Here is a 14,656-nt window from a genome sequence, read left to right as displayed (position 1 = left end):
CCTGATCAATAACGATTGCGATGTATTTCAAAGGTCAACTGCGTAGCCAGGTTAACCAAAGCAGGGTGACTACTGAAGCTCTCCCATTGGTCAGGGTCGCAACGGTGACCATTGGGGTCTTAAGAGGATAAACATGGCTGACATTCTTGTGCTCAATGGTCCAAACCTGAATTTGCTTGGCACTCGAGAGCCCGGTGTTTACGGTGCAACCACGCTTGAACAGATCAGCCAGAACCTTGTCCAGCAGGCTACTGATGCAGGCCTTAAGCTGGAAAGCTTTCAAAGCAATGCGGAACATCTACTGATAGACCGTATTCATCAGGCCGGTAAGGATGGCGTACGCTTTATCATCATCAACCCGGCCGCTTTCACTCATACCAGTGTGGCACTGCGGGATGCGCTGCTTGGGGTTGCTATTCCATTTATTGAAGTACACCTTTCGAACATCCATTGCAGGGAGCCTTTCCGTCATCACTCCTATTTCAGTGACGTTGCTGAAGGGGTTATTGCCGGATTGGGACCTAAAGGCTACGAAATGGCACTGTCTGCCGCAGTTGACAGGCTTGCCAGACAGCCAGAGCCATAAGAACGCGAACCATTTTTTCAGAACGCGACACCAAAACAGGACAGCGTTCTGATTTATGTTAATCGCAGTGCAGCTGCCTTAACCCTTTTAAACAGTGGCACTGTCAGGCAAAAACTGACCACCGGGGATCCTGCACTCGCCAAGTTGAGTGTTCGATTTTTCGCAAAATCAACCAGACTGGCCAGCCAGAGCTGCCAGTACAAGCATTTGAGACTGACAATGGATATCAGAAAAGTAAAAAAGCTCATTGAGCTGCTGGAAGAATCAGGTATTGATGAGCTCGAAATCCATGAGGGTGAAGAGTCCGTTCGTATCAGCCGTTACTCAAAAAATGCACCTGTAGCCGCTGCGCCCATTGCCTATCCGGCTGCTGCACCAGCCCCAGCTGCAGCACCTGCTGCCACTGAAGCAGCTGCTCCTGCACCTGCTATTGCTAAGCCTGTGGTTTCCGGCCATCAGGTCAAGTCTCCCATGGTTGGTACTTTCTACGGTGCTCCGTCACCGGATGCGCCTGACTTCGCCAAAGTCGGCCAGCAGGTTAAGGAAGGTGATGTACTCTGCATTGTTGAAGCCATGAAGATGATGAACCAGATCAAGGCGGACAAATCCGGCACTATTGATGCCGTTCTGGTAGAGAATGGTCAGCCTGTTGAGTTCGACCAGCCCCTGTTCACTATTGTCTGATAATCGCCTGAGAATCGCGTTATGCTCGATAAAGTCGTAATAGCCAACCGGGGCGAAATTGCTCTCAGAATATTAAGGGCCTGCAAAGAGCTGGGCATCAAGACCGTTGCGGTTCACTCCAAGGCCGATGCTGACCTTATGCATCTGCATCTGGCGGATGAGTCCGTCTGTATCGGTCCAAACAACCCGGCAGACAGCTATCTCAATATTCCTGCCATCATCAGTGCCGCCGAGGTGACTCACGCCACCGCGATTCACCCGGGTTACGGCTTCCTGTCAGAAAATGCAGATTTTGCTGAACAGGTAGAACGCAGTGGCTTTACCTTTATCGGGCCTTCCGCCGACGTTATCCGCCTGATGGGGGACAAAGTCTCGGCAATTGAAGCCATGCAGAAAGCCGGTGTTCCCACGGTTCCGGGCTCTAATGGCTCACTCACTGATGACCACAGCCGCACCATGGCCATAGCCCGGGATATCGGCTATCCCGTAATCATCAAGGCTGCCGGCGGTGGCGGTGGCCGCGGTATGCGCGTGGTCTACAACGAAGAAGACCTGATCAGCTCCGTCGCCCTGACCAAATCAGAAGCCGGTGCGGCATTCAACAATGACACGGTTTACCTGGAGAAATTCCTGCAAAACCCACGTCATGTGGAGTTCCAGGTACTGGCCGATGGCCAGGGTAACGCCATTCACCTGGGTGACCGCGACTGTTCTCTGCAACGTCGTCATCAGAAGGTTATTGAAGAAGCGCCTGCACCCGGCATTCCGGAAGAGAAGCGTCAAGAAGTGGCCAGTGCCTGTACCCGTGCCTGCATTGAGCTTGGCTACAAAGGTGCTGGAACCTTTGAATTCCTGTATGAAAACGGCGAGTTCTATTTCATTGAAATGAACACCCGGGTTCAGGTTGAGCACCCGGTGACCGAACTGATCAGCGGCATCGATATTGTCAAAGAGCAGCTGAGAATTGCCAGCGGCCTGCCTCTGAGCGTTGGTCAGGAAGATATCGAACTCAAAGGCCACGCCTTCGAATGCCGTATCAACGCCGAAGACCCAAAAACCTTTATGCCATCACCAGGCAAGGTTTTGCAGTTCCATGCACCGGGCGGTAATGGTGTTCGCGTAGATAGCCATCTGTACAACGGTTACAGCGTTCCTCCTTACTATGACTCCCTGATCGCCAAGATCATCAGTTATGGTCCGGATCGTGAAACGGCCCTTATCCGCATGAAGAACGCACTGGATGAAACCGTTATTGAGGGGATTAAAACCAATATTCCTCTTCATCAGGCGTTGGTGACTGATCCTCACTTCAAGGAAGGGGGTGTCAGCATTCATTATCTGGAAAAGAAACTGGCTGAGTGATTTCCAGTTTTTTTACTCTTTGGCAAGGCCGTCTCCCACAAGAGATGGCCTTTCTTTTTATTGGGCGATCAGCCAGCAAATGTTTATGAAATACCGGTGCTCAGCTACAATAAGTCGCCTATGTTCCATGAATTTCTTTCCTGAAGAACAGATCGAAATTCTTATTGCTTTTCATTCTGGGTAACACAATGTCTTGGATTCAAGTCAGACTGGACACAACTTCTGACCATGCTGAAATTCTGGAAGACCTGCTTCTGGAAGCCGGTGCCTGTGCGGTCACCCTGCAGGATGCAAAAGATCAACCGGTCTATGAACCAGAACTGGGCACCACACCGCTGTGGAACAACACCGTTGTTGTTGGCTTGTTTGATGCCCAGACCCGCACCGATAATCTCATACCTTTTCTCAAAGAACGTGCCGGACTGAACCCTTTCCCTGGTCACAAGGTCGAACTAGTGGAAGATAAAGACTGGGAAAGAGAGTGGATGACCCACTTCCACCCCATGCAGTTTGGTGACCGCCTGTGGGTTTGCCCCAGCTGGAAAGACGTTCCCGATCCTGAGGCTGTTAACCTGATGCTGGACCCGGGCCTGGCCTTCGGCACCGGGACGCACCCCACCACGGCACTCTGCCTGCGTTGGCTGGATCAGCAGAATAACCTGACTGGTAAAACAGTTATCGACTATGGTTGTGGTTCTGGCATCCTTGCTATTGCAGCACTGCTTCTGGGTGCACAATCAGCTGTCGGTGTTGACCTGGATCCGCAGGCACTGGAAGCCACTATCGAGAACGCTAAACGGAATAACATTCCGGTGGGTAAGCTGGAAGTTTTTCTGCCCGATGACGAACCCACGGATCAGGCTGATATAGTACTGGCCAACATTCTTGCTGGCCCTTTGACTCAACTGGCTCCCAAACTGGCCAGTCTGACCAGGGAAGGCGGTTCCATTGCTCTGTCCGGTATTCTGGCTGAGCAGGCGGATGAAATAATTCAAACCTATGAACAGTGGTTTGCCATGGATACAGCAGTCACCTTTGATGGCTGGGCCATGCTCTCTGGTAAGCGACGTTCATAAGCTGGCATTGATGTGATGCAGGTATGACAGAACTTGTTACTCCCCGGGCTTCAATAGAAACTAAAGTACCTGTATTATCAATTAGACTGGATTCAGTACTGGGGCTCTGGTCTAATAAAAAATGCTGCTTTAAAATCAGGTAAACAGTAAACATGACGCCGTCAAGTGTCACTTGCCCTCACTGCCAGACCATATTCCGCATTACCCATGCCCAGCTTAAGGCTGCCAGGGGTTCGGTGCGTTGCGGTTCATGCCTTCAGGTTTTTAATGCCATAGACCAGCTACCGCGCCTGAAAGAACAAGAAAAGGAGGCATTCAACACTTCCATTGAAAACGTTGAAACATCATCCTCTGACCATCGGGAAGAGCCCCAGACACCCACTCAAACCCAAAAAAAACTGCGGGAAACACTGGTCGTCCAACAGCAAAAACCGGTCAAAAAACCAGATTCAACACAACCGGAAACATCCAGAAGCAAAGACCTTGACCCTTCCATAAAAGCAAAGGTTGCCACTGCGCCCATCCAGTATGATGGCTACCATCAGCAAAGCATCGAAACCCTGATTCACGAACTGGACCAGCGGGAAACCGAAGAAACCATTAACGAACAACAGCTCCGCAGAAAAAGAACCTACTGGGGTGTTGCGGCCTGCTGCCTGCTGGTGTTGCTGACACTGCAATTTGCCTGGTTCAACCGCAATACACTGTCACTGAGCCCTGCCCTGCGACCAGCTTATACCATGACCTGCAATCTGCTTTCCTGCAAACTTCCCCCCATGGTTAACCTCAATGCCATTAAAAGCGTTGATCTTGTGGTACGCAGCCACCCTGAACAAGACAACGCCCTGCAGGTAGATGCTGTCATCATTAATGAAGCCAGGCACCCACAGCCGTTTCCAGACTTAAAGCTGACCTTTACCGATATCAACGGCCGACTGGTGGCTAACCGTACCTTTACCCCATCGGAATACCTCGGTGGCGAGCTGGCCGGCTCAGACGAAATGCCTAAAGCACAACCTATCCGCCTGGGGCTGGAAATTGTCGACCCGGGAGAGCAGGCTGTGAACTACCAGCTGACCTTCAGTGAAAACTGAGTAACGCACTGCATGCCAGAACACAACACCAGTATGAAGAGCGTTTCATAGGGCATCACCAAAAAGGCACTGCGTTAACTTATTCGGATTACCCGTTGTCAGCAATGAATACAAATCACTGCTAACCCATTGGTTCAATGGCTATCAGCCCCAGTGCCAATACCGCGAATCATATGGTTATGGATATCAATCATGCAGCCTTATAAATCAGTAAGTCGCTGACATCCTCAGCTTCTGGACAGCAGCCAACGAACCATCAATGTCAGCAAGCACGCAGGAACCAGCAACAATACCCCTGTCAAAAACAGTGCAACAGGTACAGGAACATGAAAATACGTAAACGCAAAGGCAATGCTGCACACCGCATCCACAATACTTAAACTGAACGGCGTATTATCCGGCCCGGAAAAGGCATTTATCAACAGAATTTCCACGACCAGAATCACCATAATCAGGGGGATATCCCACCCTGCGACCCACTTTTTCATGAGAACCGCACCCTCAGATTACCCGTCAGAAGTAACAGAATCTCGTCAATCCACGGGCGTACCTGCCAACAACCGGGATAACCCGCCGCAAAACTGTCGATAAATGCTAACAGCTCACATTAAACAGACTCAATCTATCGTCAACAGCTACAAATATAAGGAGAAGGATTTAGTAGTGCAGTACCTTCATGGAGGAAGTAATGTTGTTTTCCACCCGTTCTTTATGCCTTAACATTTGTGCCATTCTGGCACTGGTAATCATACCCGGTACACTGGTAACCGCTGCCCCCAAAAAAAATCAACATCAGTGTCAAACCGGTGACCGTTACCTCTTTGGTCTGCAAGAAAGGGTTGATCAGATCGATGAATTTCCCTCTCAGATCAATGCATTGATTGACTCCGGCTCGACCCTGTCCTCCATGGATGCCAGAGACATCAAAATCAGAAAAAACACCAATGGCACCCTGTGGGTTCACTTTACAGTCCCTACCACCAGAGACAAACGTAAACTGGTAAAAATGGCCAAGCCACTTAAACGATTCGCCCGGGTACAGACCCATCATGGCATCCCACAGAAGCGCCCGGTAATTGAAGCAAAGATACGTCTTGGCCCAATAGAAACCCGAACCGACTTCAGCCTGACTTCCCGTTCAAGATTCAGAAACCCGATTCTGCTCGGTACCAACACCCTGAAGAACCTGGCAATCATCGATATATCGAGGGAATTTCTTCTGAAAAACAATTGCCTGCAGGTCAGCCGTTCTCCTTGATGCCAGCCAACAGGTGAATTTCGGAAGGCGGATTTCTGCCAAGAACACCCAGCGCCATCAGTGCAAAAATTACCTTATGCCCTTTGTGCGTTAAAACAATCCTTCCACGACTAAAAAACGACCAGTTTCATGCGACCTGACAACAAATTGTACAATTTCATTGCTTATGCCTACATTGAACCCGTTTCTTGCTGACCTATATCAAAAAATGCACAACCCATTGGCTCTATTATTGATCTGCGCCAGAAGGCCTTAGGTGAAGCGAGTAATGGTTTTTGCATTAGCAAATCCATCACTTTTAGCTGAACAAATATTGATCAATTTCACTTTATCGTGAAATATGTAGAGAGTATGATGACCCGTTGGTTTCATCATCATCCATCAGATCGAGGCTTTCTTTTTTGTCAGGTCAACTCTTGTCAGAACACACAGCGCCAGCACCGTTGAAGATTGGTCCTTACTCCATCGTTAACCCGGTGGTACTGGCACCCATGGCGGGCGTTACCGACAGTCCGTTTCGCAAACTCTGCCTGAAAATGGGTGCAGGCATGGCGGTGTCGGAGATGGTGACCAGCAACCCGAAGCTCTGGAATACCCGTAAGTCCAGGCTGCGCATGGATCACAGCTGTGAGTCCGAACCGCGCTCCGTGCAAATTGCCGGAGGCGATCCGGAGCAGATGGCCGAGGCGGCCAGGCTGAACCAGGCGTTTGGAGCCCAGATCATAGACATCAACATGGGCTGCCCTGCCAAGAAAGTGTGCAACAAGGCGGCCGGTTCTGCCCTGCTGCGGGACATTGATCTGGTGGAGTCCATCCTGAAAGCGGTAACGGCAGCGGTGGATATTCCGGTGACCCTGAAGATTCGTACCGGCTGGGACCCCGACAACCGCAACGGTGTTGCGGTTGCCAAACTGGCCGAACAGTGTGGCATTGCCGCCCTGGCGGTTCATGGCCGTACCCGGGCCTGCATGTATAACGGTGAAGCGGAATACGAAACCATCGCCAGCATTGTTGAGGCGGTAACTATCCCGGTGATTGCCAATGGCGACATCACCTCGCCGGAGAAAGCACGGCATGTGCTGGACGTTACCGGTGCCAGCGCATTAATGATTGGCCGTGCCGCCCAGGGCCGTCCCTGGATATTCCGGGAGATCAACCACTACCTGCAACACGGGGAACGGTTGGCAGCCCCGGATCCGAATGAGGTTCAGACAATCCTTTTGGGGCACCTGGAAGCCCTCCATCAGTTTTACGGCGCTTTTTACCAGGAGCTCCAGGCTGTGCGGATTGCCAGAAAACATGTGGGCTGGTACATGCAGGACCAGCCATCCGGTCTGGAGTTTCGCCGACATTTTAATAAGCTGGAATCTTCGGAAGAACAGCACACCTGCATACGAGAGTATTTTCAGCGTTTTTCAGAGTCGACTTTTGTAATGAACTCAAAAGGTAACGGAGAGGACATAGCGGCATGACGGCAACACAAGTAATCGTAGAAGAAGGTCGTCCAGTAAATGGCCATGGGGGAAGCCTTGCCACAGCGTCGAGAATCCCGGAGTCCCAGACTCTGCGCGACAGTGTGGAAAAATCCATGAATAACTACTTTGCCCACCTGGACGGGCAGGACGTCACCGATGTCTATCAGATGGTTCTATCTGAAGTAGAAGCGCCTCTGCTGGAAACGGTCATGGCTTACGTTAAGGGCAACCAGACCCGCGCGGCCACATTACTGGGCCTTAACCGGGGAACCCTGCGTAAGAAGCTGAAGCAGTACGGCCTGCTTTAATTGATTCATTACTCTTTTCAATGTAATCAGTAGTTTCTGGACAACGGACACTACTGATTTCCCCTTTATTCCCTCCCCCCCTGCCAATAGCCACCATTTCCAGCTAAAATCTGCCAGAATTTTTATTCCAACAAACGGTGAGTGAGAAACGATGGCAGTCACGACACGCCCGATTCGCCGGGCTCTGATTAGCGTTTCCGACAAAACAGGAATTGTTGAGTTCGCCCGGACACTGCAACAGCATTCGGTTGAAATTCTGTCCACAGGCGGAACTTATGCACTGCTGGTTGAGAACGATATTCCTGCCATTGAGATCTCCGACTATACCGGCTTCCCGGAAATGATGGACGGCCGGGTGAAAACCCTCCACCCCAAGGTTCATGGTGGTATTCTGGGCCGCAGCGGCCAGGACGAATCCGTCATGGACCAGCATGGCATCCAGCCTATCGACCTGGTTGTGGTCAACCTCTACCCCTTCGGGCAAACCATTGCCCGCCCTGACTGCGATCTGGCCACCGCCATTGAGAACATCGATATTGGCGGCCCGACCATGGTTCGGGCCGCTGCCAAGAACTACCGCGATACCACCATTGTGGTGAACGCCAGCGATTACCAGTGCGTACTCGACAGCCTGGCTGACAATAATGGCTTGATTGACCTGGCCACCCGCTTTGATCTGGCCGTGAAGGCATTTGAGCATACAGCCGGCTACGATGGTGCCATTGCCAACTACCTGGGCACAGTCATTAACAGCGATGACGATGAGCCGGAAGCTTTCCCCCGCACCTTCAACAGCCAGTTTATTAAAGTGGAAGATCTGCGCTACGGTGAAAACCCGCACCAGAAAGCCGCCTTCTACACAGAAAAGAACCCACCTGAAGGCACGGTTTCCAGCGCCAGACAACTGCAGGGCAAAGCCCTTTCCTACAACAATATTGCCGATACCGATGCGGCCCTGGAATGCGTTAAAGCGTTTGATCTGCCAGCCTGCGTTATCGTCAAACACGCCAACCCCTGCGGTGTGGCAACCGGCACAGATATTCTTGAAGCCTACAACCGCGCTTACGAAACTGACCCAACCTCTGCCTTCGGCGGCATTATTGCCTTTAACCGCAAGCTGGATATGGCCACAGCCCGTACCATTATTGAGCGCCAGTTTGTGGAAGTCATTATCGCTCCGGAAGTGGACGTTGAAGCGGCCGCCATTCTTCAGAATAAGCAGAACATTCGAGTATTAAACGCTGGCCAACTGTCAGCCGAGCCAACTCCGTTCCCGGATTTCAAGCGTGTCAATGGCGGCCTGCTGGTTCAGGATTCCGATATCCGTATTGTTGATCCTGCTGATCTGAAAGTGGTGACGGATCGCGCCCCGACCGAACAGGAAATGGCCGACCTTCAGTTCGCCTGGAAGGTGGCGAAATTTGTGAAATCCAATGCCATTGTCTATGCCAGACACTCACAGACAATCGGTATCGGCGCAGGCCAGATGAGCCGTGTCTACAGTGCCCGTATTGCCGGCATCAAGGCAGCGGATGAAGGGCTGGAAGTTCGTGGTTCCGTGATGGCATCCGATGCCTTCTTCCCATTCCGGGACGGTATTGACGCCGCAGCCAGCGCAGGTATAACTGCGGTCATCCAGCCCGGTGGCTCCATGCGAGACCAGGAAGTGATTGACGCCGCCAACCAGGCAGGCATAGCCATGGTGTTTACCGGCGTTCGGCATTTCCGCCATTGATGGTTCAAAACAAAAAGGCTGAAGAACAGGTTCAGCCTCCACGAAAAAATTTTCCCAAGCAGAAATCACAAAAAGAAAACCTTTGTACACTCCGTGGTCTCTGTGGTTCAAAAAAAGGACATCCTTTATGAAAGTACTGATCATCGGAAATGGCGGGCGGGAGCATGCCCTGGCATGGAAAGCGGCTCAAGACGACGATGTTACACAGGTGTTTGTCGCTCCCGGTAATGCTGGCACCGCCTCTGAAAACAAAGTATCCAACGTTGCTATCGATGTGCTGGATATCACCAGAATGGTTGAATTTGCCCAATCAGAAAGCATTGACCTGACCATTGTCGGCCCGGAAGCACCTCTGGTGGCCGGCGTTGTTGACCGGTTTGAACAAGCAGGTCTGGCGATATTTGGTCCACTACAGGCGGCGGCCCAGCTGGAAGGTTCAAAGGCATTCACCAAAGATTTTCTTGCCCGCCATAATATCCCCACCGCCGCCTACCAGAACTTCACAGAAATTGAACCCGCCAAAGCCTACATCAAACAACAGGGTACACCTATTGTGGTGAAAGCTGATGGACTTGCTGCCGGTAAAGGCGTGATTCTCGCCCAGACTGAGCAGGAAGCTTTTGCTGCCATTGACGACATGCTGGCTGGCAATGCTTTTGGTGAAGCCGGCCACCGTGTGGTGATTGAAGAGTTTCTGACCGGCGAAGAAGCCAGTTTTATCGTCATGGTGGATGGCAAAAACATTCTCCCCCTGGCCACCAGTCAGGATCACAAGGCCCGTGACAATGGCGATAAAGGCCCGAATACCGGTGGTATGGGTGCGTATTCTCCTGCGCCTGTGGTGACGCAGGCGATTCATGATCGCGCCATGAAAGAAGTCATCATCCCAACGGTACAGGGCATGGCCAGCGAAGGCATGCCATACCGGGGCTTCCTCTACGCCGGATTGATGATTGATACTGATGGCACCCCCAAAGTACTGGAATACAACTGTCGTTTTGGTGATCCAGAAACCCAGCCCATCCTGATGCGCCTGAAGTCCAGCCTGGTAGAACTGTGCCTGGCCGGTACCCGTGGTGAGCTGGATCAGGCTGACATTGAGTGGGACAGCCGCACTGCCCTTGGTGTGGTCATGGCAGCCGGTGGTTACCCGGAAGCCTACCACAAGGGTGATGAAATCACGGGCATCGACAACATCAGCAATGCCAAAGTCTTCCAGGCGGGAACCCGTGTTGAAGAGGGCAAAACCCTGACCAATGGCGGCCGGGTACTCTGTGTGACCGCCCTGGGCAAGACCGTGAAGGAAGCTCAACAGCAGGCCTATAACGCGGTCACAACCATTGACTGGAAAGACGTCTACTATCGTACAGACATCGGCCATAGAGCCATTGCCCGGGAAGAGGCATAGTTACAGAGGCCAGGCAAAAGACTGTTAACCACAGAGAACACAAAGCCCACAAAGATAAACTTCTTATCTTTTTTCTTCGTGAGCTTTGTTCCCTCTGCAGTTTAAAAAAAGCCTTTCACTTCGTCATACTTTGAGAAAATCCCCTGAATTTCCTGTTATTGCGTAAATCGTTGACTGATTCACTGTCCAACCCATCAGTTTTCAGTATAATTCTGCAATAAATATGAAAAACGGAATTTTCAACAGTGTTTTATCAAGCCTTTACACGGCAAAAATGGACATTCGCACTGTTATTTATTTTATCGTTTACTTTCTCCGCCCTGAATGCATCTGCGAATGTCGACATTAATCAATCGTCCTACTTACTCCAACCCGGAGCGAGTACAGAGTTCTATATTGACGACACTAGCCAACTATCTATCAATGCGCTGGTTGAGGGAGCGTTCAAATACCGCTTTGCCCCATGGCAGCCCAACTTACTCAACGCTGAAGAACAGCAACAAAACCTCTGGTTACGCTTTCCTGTTACCAACCATACGTCAGAAATAGTCCATCCCGTCCTGTCTGTGGATTATCAGCAGCAGGAACTGCCGACCCTTTATCTCAAATACATCAGCGCTGCCACTGGCAAGACGATCGTTAAACCACTGCCACTGGATCAGGTCAACACCACGACCTTTACACTGCTACCAGCTCAGTCCGCAATGATATACCTTAAAACACCGTTTCATCCGGAGCTGAGCAATAGTCTGAAACTGGGTAGCTTTGATCAGTTGATCAAACAGCAGCGATATAAGCTCTGGCAAACCGGATTAATCAGCGGTCTTTTGATATCAATGATTCTTGCCAATGCCTGGCTTTTCCTGTCGATGAAACAGCCATCGAAAGCTTCAAACAGCCTGTCACTTTCTGGTCACCGTCGTATTTTTCATCTATTGCTGGCTTCAGGTGCTATCTTTACACTCGTCTTTATGGCTTCCTGGCAGGGCTATCTGAGTACCTGGTTTTACATACCCATCCCCGCGGAAGCCTGTCTCTACAAATTATCACTGCTGTTAATCAGCCTGACCTTCTGTCAGCTGGCCATAAACCTCTTTGGCTATCATAGGCCGCGGCTTATCCGTTTCTTTAATATTTTCTCGTTTATTTACCTGGTATCAGCCCTGTGGTTGCCACTAAGCGACAGTAGTATGTTAAATACTCATCTGCTGGTACTGACACTGATCGGTAATGCCTGCTTCTGCCTGTCTTTCTGGCTGGTAAAACCCCATCGCCTCTATATCTCACCCTGGTTGCTGGCTCCCCTCGTCATCAGTCAATTTATTTTCGCCCTGAACCAAACCGGTGCATTGGGGATATCTTCCAGAAACACGACCTGGCTACTGATTCAAACATTAGCTTTGACACTCGGCTTCCTGTCACTGTCCGGGAGAGTCGACAGAAAAGTGCTCAGCAGGGAAAAATTGACTGATAGCAACCAGCACCAGAATGAGCTGGACGAAGAGACCATGAAGTCGCTGGGCCATGAAATGCGCACGCCACTGAATGGTGTGATGGGCATGTCAGAGCTGTTACTGAGCACACCACTGACCCCGAAGCAGGAAGACTACGTGCAAACACTTCGCTACGCGGGTTATGAACTGGGCAACCTGGTCAATCTACTGGCCTCAAGCATTAAGGCTCAAAACCAGGAAATAACGTCGGACACACGACTGGTTGATATACACAACACAGTGGATGAGCTGATTCATCATTTCCAGTATCGTGCGGAACAGCAGAATATTGAAATCATCTGCTTCGTTGATGAAAGCATGCCCGCCGAATGTCATATCGATGGCTATCGGGTGTCATTGATTCTGGAAGCATTTCTGTTCTATGGGCTGAGTCAGACTGAAACGGGAGAGATTGCGCTTTCTATTCAGAGAGATACTGCTGGTAAGCTGCTGTTTGAGTTCAGTTTCAAAAACCCTGCCGGTAGCAGCCTTGCAGAAAAACATTTATCCGGTGAGCACTCTTTATCCGAGATAAAAACAGAGACAGCCATAGGGCTGAATCTATACCTTGCGACTCGCCTTATACGACAGCTTGGAGGAAAGGTCAGTAAACGGACCAATATCATCTCATTTACCTTGCCCTGCTCCTGTGGAGAAGAAAATAAGCAACCCGGTCAAGATGAAATACCTCAGCAAAACCAGTATGAAAATATGCGGGTACTGATTGCTGATGATAACGCAACCTGTCGTAAGGTGCTCCGCCAGCAATGCCAACTATTGGGTATTACGGTGATTGAAGCAGAAGATGGCCTGAAAGCCCTTGCCATGATTCGTAACGAAGCTTACCTGAACCGGGCATTTGATATCATTATTCTTGACCACCAGATGCCCGGGCTGAAAGGACTGCAGGTTGCAGAAAGAATCAATGACGACCCGGTTGTTGACCCCTTGCCAGCCATTATTATGCTCACCGGGGTCAGTAACCCTCCCAGTAAGTACCAGTCCAGCAAACTGGGTATCAGCTCAATTCTCACCAAGCCGGTTACCCGGTTTACCGTACAAAGAGCCTTGATAAAGGCCCTTAACAGCAGGCAACAGCGTTATACGGAAGCATGATATTGGGCAGACAGTTCGTGTACGGCATTGACAAAGGCACCCGCCTTTTCCGGTTCAACATATTGGTGAATGCCATGCCCCAGATTGAACACATGGCCATTGCCTGTGCCAAATTTTTCCAGAACGGTTGCCACTTCCCGGCGAATACGTTCAGGTGATGCATAAAGCGTTGATGGGTCCATATTGCCCTGTAAAGCCACCCGGTTACCTACCCTCTGTCGTGCTTCACCCATATCGGTTGTCCAGTCCAGACCCAGGGCATCGGCACCGGTATCGGCCATCGCTTCAAGCCACTGCCCACCATTTTTGGTAAAGAGAATAACCGGCACTTTTCTGCCTTCATTTTCCCGCTTCAGGCCTTTAACAATCCTGCCCATATAGTGCAGTGAGAAGTCACGATAGTTCTGTGGACTGAGCACCCCACCCCAGGTATCAAAAATCTGCACCGCCTGGGCACCCGCTTCTATCTGGGCATTCAGGTAGCTGGTCACTGACTCGGCAAGCACGCTCAGCACTTGCTTCAGCATTTCTGGCTGATCAAACATCATCGCTTTTATACGACGAAAGTCTTTGCTGCTGCCACCTTCAATCATATAGGTTGCCAGTGTCCAGGGGCTGCCGGAAAAACCAATCAGGGGCACCCGGCCATTGAGTTCACGTCGAATGGTTCTCACCGCATCCATCACATAACCCAGGTCTTTTTCCGGATCTGGCACGGTCAACGCTGCCACATCAGCGGCAGTACGAACCGGCTTTTTGAACTTCGGCCCTTCACCGGCTTCAAAATAAAGCCCAAGGCCCATGGCATCGGGAATCGTGAGAATATCGGAAAAGAGAATCGCCGCATCCAGCGGGAATCGCTCCAATGGCTGCAGAGTTACTTCACAGGCCAGCTCTGCGTTCTGGCACAGGGCCATAAAGTCACCGGCACGGGCCCTGGTTTCCCGGTATTCCGGTAAATAACGACCGGCCTGGCGCATCATCCAGACGGGAGTTACATCAACTGGCTCCCTGAGCAAAGCTCGAAGAAAGCGGTCATTTTTCAATGGAGTCATAAAAGT

General features: G+C 50.8%; 13 protein-coding genes. 11 read left to right on the top strand and 2 right to left on the bottom strand.

Annotation, left to right across the window (positions count from 1 at the left end; genetic code table 11):
- Positions 1-133 precede the first annotated feature (133 nt).
- The 5 genes from aroQ to J7438_RS04095 all read left to right on the top strand — a co-directional run bounded on the left by aroQ (position 134) and on the right by J7438_RS04095 (position 4,802).
- A complete protein-coding gene (gene aroQ, locus J7438_RS04115) occupies positions 134-586 on the top strand; it encodes a type II 3-dehydroquinate dehydratase (RefSeq protein WP_209275551.1) in 453 nt (150 codons plus the stop codon).
- Between the two features lie 219 nt (positions 587-805).
- A complete protein-coding gene (gene accB, locus J7438_RS04110) occupies positions 806-1,270 on the top strand; it encodes an acetyl-CoA carboxylase biotin carboxyl carrier protein (RefSeq protein ID WP_209275550.1) in 465 nt (154 codons plus the stop codon).
- A 21-nt stretch (positions 1,271-1,291) separates the two neighbouring features.
- Positions 1,292-2,632, top strand: a complete 1,341-nt coding sequence (accC, locus tag J7438_RS04105; RefSeq protein ID WP_209275549.1) for an acetyl-CoA carboxylase biotin carboxylase subunit — start codon at positions 1,292-1,294, stop codon at positions 2,630-2,632.
- Positions 2,633-2,820: 188 nt separating this feature from the next.
- Complete coding sequence (gene prmA, locus J7438_RS04100; RefSeq protein WP_209199968.1) at positions 2,821-3,708, top strand: 50S ribosomal protein L11 methyltransferase; 888 nt, start codon at positions 2,821-2,823, stop codon at positions 3,706-3,708.
- A 152-nt stretch (positions 3,709-3,860) separates the two neighbouring features.
- Positions 3,861-4,802, top strand: a complete 942-nt coding sequence (locus tag J7438_RS04095; RefSeq protein ID WP_209199969.1) for a DUF3426 domain-containing protein — start codon at positions 3,861-3,863, stop codon at positions 4,800-4,802.
- A 227-nt stretch (positions 4,803-5,029) separates the two neighbouring features.
- On the opposite strand, the gene J7438_RS04090 is transcribed toward J7438_RS04095, so the two are convergent.
- Positions 5,030-5,290 carry a hypothetical protein gene (locus tag J7438_RS04090; RefSeq protein ID WP_209199970.1) on the bottom strand — a complete coding sequence of 87 codons (261 nt, stop codon included), beginning with the start codon at positions 5,288-5,290 and terminating at the stop codon, positions 5,030-5,032.
- 200 nt (positions 5,291-5,490) lie between these two features.
- Between J7438_RS04090 and J7438_RS04085 the strand changes: the two genes are divergently transcribed.
- The 6 genes from J7438_RS04085 (at position 5,491) to J7438_RS04060 (ending at position 13,595) form a co-directional block, all read left to right on the top strand.
- Positions 5,491-6,060: an ATP-dependent zinc protease family protein gene (locus J7438_RS04085; protein ID WP_209199971.1), complete on the top strand. Its 570-nt coding sequence runs from the start codon at positions 5,491-5,493 to the stop codon at positions 6,058-6,060.
- A 443-nt stretch (positions 6,061-6,503) separates the two neighbouring features.
- Complete coding sequence (gene dusB, locus J7438_RS04080) at positions 6,504-7,532, top strand: tRNA dihydrouridine synthase DusB (RefSeq protein ID WP_209275651.1); 1,029 nt, start codon at positions 6,504-6,506, stop codon at positions 7,530-7,532.
- A complete protein-coding gene (fis, locus tag J7438_RS04075) occupies positions 7,529-7,843 on the top strand; it encodes a DNA-binding transcriptional regulator Fis (RefSeq protein WP_209199972.1) in 315 nt (104 codons plus the stop codon). The genes dusB and fis overlap by 4 nt, the downstream gene beginning before the upstream one ends.
- 151 nt (positions 7,844-7,994) lie before the next feature.
- Positions 7,995-9,578 (top strand): bifunctional phosphoribosylaminoimidazolecarboxamide formyltransferase/IMP cyclohydrolase, encoded by a 1,584-nt coding sequence (gene purH, locus J7438_RS04070; RefSeq protein WP_209275548.1) that lies wholly within the window; start codon positions 7,995-7,997, stop codon positions 9,576-9,578.
- A 127-nt stretch (positions 9,579-9,705) separates the two neighbouring features.
- The gene (gene purD / locus J7438_RS04065) at positions 9,706-10,986 is read left to right on the top strand and encodes a phosphoribosylamine--glycine ligase (RefSeq protein ID WP_209199974.1); all 1,281 of its coding nucleotides are present in this window, start codon (positions 9,706-9,708) and stop codon (positions 10,984-10,986) included.
- 245 nt (positions 10,987-11,231) lie between these two features.
- Positions 11,232-13,595, top strand: a complete 2,364-nt coding sequence (locus J7438_RS04060; protein ID WP_209275547.1) for a response regulator — start codon at positions 11,232-11,234, stop codon at positions 13,593-13,595.
- Here the strand turns inward: J7438_RS04060 and hemE are convergent.
- The gene (hemE, locus tag J7438_RS04055; protein WP_209275546.1) at positions 13,580-14,650 is read right to left on the bottom strand and encodes a uroporphyrinogen decarboxylase; all 1,071 of its coding nucleotides are present in this window, start codon (positions 14,648-14,650) and stop codon (positions 13,580-13,582) included. The two genes, J7438_RS04060 and hemE, sit on opposite strands and share 16 nt — an antisense overlap.
- Positions 14,651-14,656: the final 6 nt, after the last annotated feature.

Source organism: Thalassotalea sp. G20_0, from assembly GCF_017744175.1.
In the GTDB taxonomy this organism is placed as follows: domain Bacteria; phylum Pseudomonadota; class Gammaproteobacteria; order Pseudomonadales; family Endozoicomonadaceae; genus Endozoicomonas.
Note: the sequence above shows the minus strand (reverse complement) of the source record. Positions and strands in the feature narration are given on the sequence as shown.

What these genes read in the sequence shown, in the direction of transcription:
- aroQ (WP_209275551.1), top strand. Translation starts at nt 134, where the DNA reads ATGGCTGACATTCTTGTGCTCAATGGTCCAAACCTGAATTTGCTTGGC.
- accB (WP_209275550.1), top strand. Translation starts at nt 806, where the DNA reads ATGGATATCAGAAAAGTAAAAAAGCTCATTGAGCTGCTGGAAGAATCA.
- accC (WP_209275549.1), top strand. Translation starts at nt 1,292, where the DNA reads ATGCTCGATAAAGTCGTAATAGCCAACCGGGGCGAAATTGCTCTCAGA.
- prmA (WP_209199968.1), top strand. Translation starts at nt 2,821, where the DNA reads ATGTCTTGGATTCAAGTCAGACTGGACACAACTTCTGACCATGCTGAA.
- J7438_RS04095 (WP_209199969.1), top strand. Translation starts at nt 3,861, where the DNA reads ATGACGCCGTCAAGTGTCACTTGCCCTCACTGCCAGACCATATTCCGC.
- J7438_RS04090 (WP_209199970.1), bottom strand. Translation starts at nt 5,290, where the DNA reads ATGAAAAAGTGGGTCGCAGGGTGGGATATCCCCCTGATTATGGTGATT.
- J7438_RS04085 (WP_209199971.1), top strand. Translation starts at nt 5,491, where the DNA reads ATGTTGTTTTCCACCCGTTCTTTATGCCTTAACATTTGTGCCATTCTG.
- fis (WP_209199972.1), top strand. Translation starts at nt 7,529, where the DNA reads ATGACGGCAACACAAGTAATCGTAGAAGAAGGTCGTCCAGTAAATGGC.
- purH (WP_209275548.1), top strand. Translation starts at nt 7,995, where the DNA reads ATGGCAGTCACGACACGCCCGATTCGCCGGGCTCTGATTAGCGTTTCC.
- purD (WP_209199974.1), top strand. Translation starts at nt 9,706, where the DNA reads ATGAAAGTACTGATCATCGGAAATGGCGGGCGGGAGCATGCCCTGGCA.
- hemE (WP_209275546.1), bottom strand. Translation starts at nt 14,650, where the DNA reads ATGACTCCATTGAAAAATGACCGCTTTCTTCGAGCTTTGCTCAGGGAG.